Annotated in this window: 5 protein-coding genes and 1 pseudogene; 1 reads left to right on the forward strand and 5 read right to left on the reverse strand. The window is 72.3% G+C overall.

Annotated features, from left to right (window positions below; translation table 11 throughout):
* From AN216_RS29565 to AN216_RS04650, 5 genes and pseudogenes are all read right to left on the reverse strand, one after another.
* Positions 1–218 (reverse strand): annotated as a pseudogene (locus tag AN216_RS29565) (hypothetical protein); the annotation flags it as partial.
* Positions 219–285: 67 nt separating this feature from the next.
* The gene (locus AN216_RS04635) at positions 286–1,317 is read right to left on the reverse strand and encodes a hypothetical protein (protein ID WP_070195305.1); all 1,032 of its coding nucleotides are present in this window, start codon (positions 1,315–1,317) and stop codon (positions 286–288) included.
* 158 nt (positions 1,318–1,475) lie between these two features.
* Entirely contained in the window at positions 1,476–2,030 is a 555-nt protein-coding gene (locus AN216_RS04640) for a hypothetical protein (RefSeq protein ID WP_070195306.1), read from the reverse strand.
* Between the two features lie 117 nt (positions 2,031–2,147).
* A complete protein-coding gene (locus tag AN216_RS04645) occupies positions 2,148–3,197 on the reverse strand; it encodes a LacI family DNA-binding transcriptional regulator (RefSeq protein WP_070195322.1) in 1,050 nt (349 codons plus the stop codon).
* 256 nt (positions 3,198–3,453) lie between these two features.
* A complete protein-coding gene (locus AN216_RS04650; RefSeq protein WP_070195307.1) occupies positions 3,454–4,251 on the reverse strand; it encodes a winged helix-turn-helix transcriptional regulator in 798 nt (265 codons plus the stop codon).
* Positions 4,252–4,647: 396 nt separating this feature from the next.
* On the opposite strand from AN216_RS04650, the gene AN216_RS04655 reads away from it, so the two are divergent.
* Entirely contained in the window at positions 4,648–4,914 is a 267-nt protein-coding gene (locus AN216_RS04655; protein WP_070195308.1) for a MoaD/ThiS family protein, read from the forward strand.
* The last annotated feature ends 172 nt before the right edge of the window (positions 4,915–5,086 follow it).

A 5,086-nucleotide genomic window follows, 5' to 3' on the forward strand; every position in this document is an offset into this window, starting at 1 on the left:
GGCCCGCGCGCCCGGCGACGCGGCGGCGGAGGCTGCCCGCCGGAGGAGGGCTGCGGGGGCTGCGGGGGCTGCGGAGGTGGTGGGCCGGCCGTGTGCCCGTACGACAGCCCGTCCTGGTGCGGGCTCACGGAGCCGTGGCCGGGCTCGTGGGGGCGCTGCGAGTTCTGCCGGTGCTGCGGGTGCTGCGGGTGCTGGGGTGCCGTCTCGTGTGCCGTCATGCGTCCAGGCTGGGTGGCACGTATGAGATTCGGCTGAGTACGCCCTGAGCGTTCCGTCCATTTCCGCTCAGGTGTACTGCTGCCAGGGCTCGTACTGTTGTTGTCCGTACTGCGCCACGGGCTGCTGGAAGGTTTGTTCGTACACCTGCTGGTACTGCACCACGTCCTCCCGTACGGGCGGCGTGTCCCCCCACTCGTGCAGGATGCCCTGCCAGTCCTGGGTGCCGCCGGCCGAGTCGGTGCCGGTGAAGCGGCGGGCGTCCGGGCCCCAGCCCTGCGGGAAGTTCGCGTGCCAGCCCTGTTGTGCGGCGCCGCCGGGGACGAAAGTGGCGGCGGCCGTCGACGACGTCGTGTCCCCGGCACTCCAGCCCTCCCAGCCGCTCCGGTTGTCCCAGCCGGCGGCGGTCGTCTGCTGACTCGGGATGTGGGTGTGCCCCTCGGCGTGCGGCTCCGCGGCTCCCCGGCGGTGCCGGCCACTCGCCTCCCAGCCTGGGGCGCCGCGTGCCGGACCGAGTCGGCCCTGTACGGACAGTTGTTGCGCCCGGGTGACCAGACGGTGCAGATCCAGCCCGAACTCGTTGGCCAGCACTCGCAGGTCCACCCCGCTCTGCCAGCCGCCGATCAGCACCGCGTCCATCGCCGCCGACCACACCGGCTCCGCGCCAGCCCCCGTCCCGGCGCCCGGGAACAGCGTGCCGGCCGGGGCGTACTCCGGCATCTCCGGCACGGCCGCCCCGCCGGCCTGGGCCCCGGGAACCGCCCCGCCCAGGGCCGCACCACCGGGGGATTCCGTGCCCTGCCCGCGCTCCTCGAACAGTCGCGGAGGCGATTCCGGAACGGCCAGCAACTCGTCCGCGACCGCCCGAGCGTCATCCTTGCTGACGGTGCGTCGCGCGATGCGCACCTCCCGTTCGGCGAGGCCCAGCAGGTCCGCCACGGCGCTGTCGTTACGCAGGGTCACCGCGAAGGCCGCGAGGAACCGTGCCCGGGTGGCCCGGGCGTCGTCGAGCGTCCCCTGCGCGTCTTTCACCTCGTCATCGCTGCGGCAGAAGGCTTCTGCCAGTACGGTGTTCCGGTCCCACAGCTGCCTCGGTTCCATAGCGTGCTCAACGCCTGAAGGCCACCAACGCACACGCGTCGGCCCCGCGCATCACCCCAATGGCGGTACGACGGCTGGAACCGCGCGCCCGCTGAGCGAGCGCTCACCCTGCCGGAGATTGACGCGAGGAGCGGAGCACACGGCCGGCCCGGTTGGTGTCAGGCCGTGGGCGTCTCCAGGTCGAGCGCGCTGAGCACCTGGTCGAGGAGGTCCTCTGGGGCGAACTCCGAGACCCAGTCGGCGAATCGTCGGGTGTACTCGGCAAGAGCCACCCCCTCGTCATCGTCCGAGCTGTCACCCGGCGTGAGCCCGAAGTGCTCCCACAGCCAAGCGAGATACCTCTCGCGTGCGGGGGCGAGGCGCGCGCGATCCTCGTGGTCGTCCGGTTCGGCGGCGAGCGACCGGAAGAGTTCGCGCAGGTCGCTGGCTTCGACCCAGAGATCGCCCTCGTCACCGAAGAAGACGACGGGCAGGGTGGCGAGGTCGGTGCGGTCGTCACAGCGCCACAAGGCGTAGTACGAGCCGGAGGACGTCGCGTAGGCGAAGGGAATCAGTCGGTCCAGATACGCGTCAGGCGCGTCGCCGCAGAACCAGTCCAGGTCGAGGTCGTAGTCGAACAGCTCGAATCCGGGCGCGAAGAACCGTCCTCCGAGACTGTCCTCGAACTCCTTGAGCAGGTTCAGTTCAGGGACGGGTGAGTAGACATCACTCATGGAGACTTCTTCGGCAGGGGACGGTCAGACAGCGGCGACCCTAGGCGCCGGGTCTGACACCGGACGTCGCCGAAGACCGACGGTGACGGCCAGGGCCACCGCCACCCAACCGCCCGATCAGCCCCGCGCGTTCAGGCCCGTGCCCGTACCGCATCCGCAGGAACGGCGGACGACCAGCCCGGACGGGAACTGGCGAATCCGCTCCCGCCGGCTGCCGGCCACCCGCAGGCCGTCGTCGAGCACCAGGTCGACGGCCGCACGCGCCATGGCCTCCCGGTCGGAGGTCACCGTCGTCAGCGGCGGATCGGTCAGCGCCGCCTCCTTCACGTCGTCGAAACCGGTCACCGCCACCTCACCCGGCACGTCCATGCCCAGCTCGCGGGCCGCCCGCAGCACGCCGAAGGCTTGATCGTCCGTGGAGCAGAAGAGCGCGGTCGGCCGGTCCGGCCGGCTCAGCAGCTCAAGCGCCAAGTGGTAGGTGTCATAACGGTTGTACGGCGCCTTCACGAGCTGACTCTCGATCGGCCGTCCGGCCTCCCGCATCGCTCGCGCCCAGCCGTCGATGTGGTCGGTGACCGGGTCGCCGTTCGCCGGGGTGGTGTCGGTGCCGCCGAGGCAGGTGACGGACGCGTGGCCGTGTTCCAGCAGATGACGGGTGGCCAGCTGCGCCCCTCCGACGTCGTCCAGGACCACCGCGACGTCGTCGATGGCCTCCGGTCGCCGGTGCAGGAGTACGACGCGGGCGTCCCACGCCTCGATCTCGGCCGCGGCGTGCTCGCTGGGGCCCTGGCTGATGAGGATCAGCCCGGAGACCCGCATCCCGAGGAACGCGCGCAGGTAGTGCACCTCGCGCTCGTCGAGGTAGTCGGAGTTGCCGACGAGCACCATCTTGCCGCGCTCGGCCGCCGCCTGTTCCACGGCGTGTGCCATCTCCGCGAAGAACGGTTGGCGGGCGTCCGGCACCACCAGGCCTATGAGGTCGGTCCGGCGCGAGGCCATGGCCTGGGCGACCCGGTCGGGCCGATAACCCAGCTCCTCGATCGCCGCGAGGACCCGCTCCTTGGTGGCCGCCGCCACCGGCCGGGGCCCGTCGTTTATCACATAGCTGACCACCGCGGTCGAGGTACCCGCCAGCCTTGCCACGTCGTCTCGCGTCACCTTGGCCACACCGGTCAGTCTACGCGCGCAGCTTCCGGACGGGTCCGGAATCCGGTCGCCGCCCGATACGGCGGGCGAACCCGGCTTCCGGGCCGGTCGGGCGGGCTGGTCCGCGGCGCGGTGGCAGCACCGGGTGAGCGGTGCGTCCAGCACGTCGGGACGTCCGCGTCAGGGTCCGGGAAGCCATGACGGCCACACCGTCGACAGCCCCGATCGAACCCGGCACCTGGGCGGCGGCGACCATGACGCGGACCGTACGGTGACCTCAGCCGCCTCCGGAAGGGCGGTCAGCGCCGGCCGCGCGCTTGGTGACCTCCTCGGCCGCCTCCGTGACCGCTCTGGCGTCGGCGTCCGCCCGCCTCTCGGCGGCGCGCCGCTCGGATCGCTCGCCCCGCTCCGGCGAGACGAAGCGGTAGCCGACGTTCCGGACGGTGCCGATGAGCGACTCGTACTCCGGCCCGAGCTTGGCCCGCAGGCGGCGTACGTGTACGTCGACGGTGCGGGTGCCGCCGAAGTAGTCGTACCCCCACACCTCCTGCAACAACTGCGCCCGGGTGAAGACCCGCCCCGGGTGCTGGGCGAGGTACTTCAGCAGCTCGAACTCCTTGAACGTCAGGTCCAGCGCGTGCCCCTTCAGCTTGGCGCTGTAGCTGGCCTCGTCCACGGTCAGGTCGCCGTTCCGGATCTCCGTGGGGCTGTGACCCGCGTCCAGGTCCCGGCGGCCGGTCGCGAGCCGGAGCCGCGCCTCGACCTCGGCCGGCCCGGCGCTCTCCAGCAGCACGTCGTCGACGCCCCACTCGGCGGTCACGGCCGCCAGCCCGCCCTCGGTCACGATCAGCAGCACCGGGCTCTCCGTACCGGTGGAGCGCAGCAGTTGGCACAGTGCCCGCACCTGCGGCAGGTCCCGACGACCGTCGACGAGGATCACCTCGGCGCTGGGGGTGTCCACCAGCGCGGGCCCCTCGGCGGGCGCCACCCGCACGTTGTGCAGCAGCAGCCCGAGGGCGGGCAGGACCTCGGTGGAGGGCTGGAGCGCGTTCGTCAGCAGCAGCAGGGAACTCACGGACGACCACCCCCGGTCGGCCGCTCCGGCCTTGGTCGTACGGGGGGTTGTTGCGGTGGTCCGGTTCGTTCGCCCATGTCGTGGACTCCTTCCACGGGCTGCGAGGACGATGACGGCACCGCTTCGTGCCGCCCGGAAAGCGCAAAAGGACCCGGGGGCCACGCTGCCCGGGTCCTTCACATGCCCCGCAGAATAGCCGAAGCGCGGGCAGCAGCCCAGTGTGAGATGACTCGCGCCGTACGCGCGGGACGAGGGGCCGCGTCCCGAAGAGTCCCCGGAGACCGTGCGGAAATAAAGGATAATGCCTCTCAAGGAGGACCGCGGCTCGGTGCCCTGCTCTCGGGCGGGCCATGATGGGGGCCGCGACACCCGGCGGACACAGCGAGAGGGACGAGCATGCCGAGCGGCACCATCCGCTACTGGGCGGCGGCCAAGGCCGCGGCCGGCCGCGCGGAGGACACGTACGAGGCCACCACGCTCGCCGAGGCGCTCGCCGCCGCGCGTGCCCGCCACGAGGCGGAGCCGGAGTTCGCCCGGGTGCTCCTGCGCTGCTCCTTCCTGGTCGACGACTCCCCGGTGGGCTCCCGAGCGCACACGGAGGTGCGCCTCAGTGAGGGCGGCACGGTCGAGGTGCTCCCGCCGTTCGCGGGCGGCGCCCGGTGACCGGTCGGCCGCACTACGGGGAGCCGGCGTACGGGCCGGAACCGGACGGCTCGTACGGGCAGCCGCGACCGGCCCAGACGCAACCCCCGCACCCGCAACCGCACCAGGCACCACCCGCGCGCCCGCAACCGCACCAGGCACCACCCGCGCGCCCGCAGCCGACGCCGGCCGC

The organism is Streptomyces oceani, from assembly GCF_001751245.1.
Taxonomy (GTDB): Bacteria; Actinomycetota; Actinomycetes; order Streptomycetales; family Streptomycetaceae; genus Streptomyces; species Streptomyces oceani.

Bases quoted from the DNA above. Each gene is read 5' to 3' on its own strand.
- AN216_RS04635 (WP_070195305.1), bottom strand. From the start codon at position 1,317: ATGGAACCGAGGCAGCTGTGGGACCGGAACACCGTACTGGCAGAAGCC.
- AN216_RS04655 (WP_070195308.1), top strand. From the start codon at position 4,648: ATGCCGAGCGGCACCATCCGCTACTGGGCGGCGGCCAAGGCCGCGGCC.
- AN216_RS04640 (WP_070195306.1), bottom strand. From the start codon at position 2,030: ATGAGTGATGTCTACTCACCCGTCCCTGAACTGAACCTGCTCAAGGAG.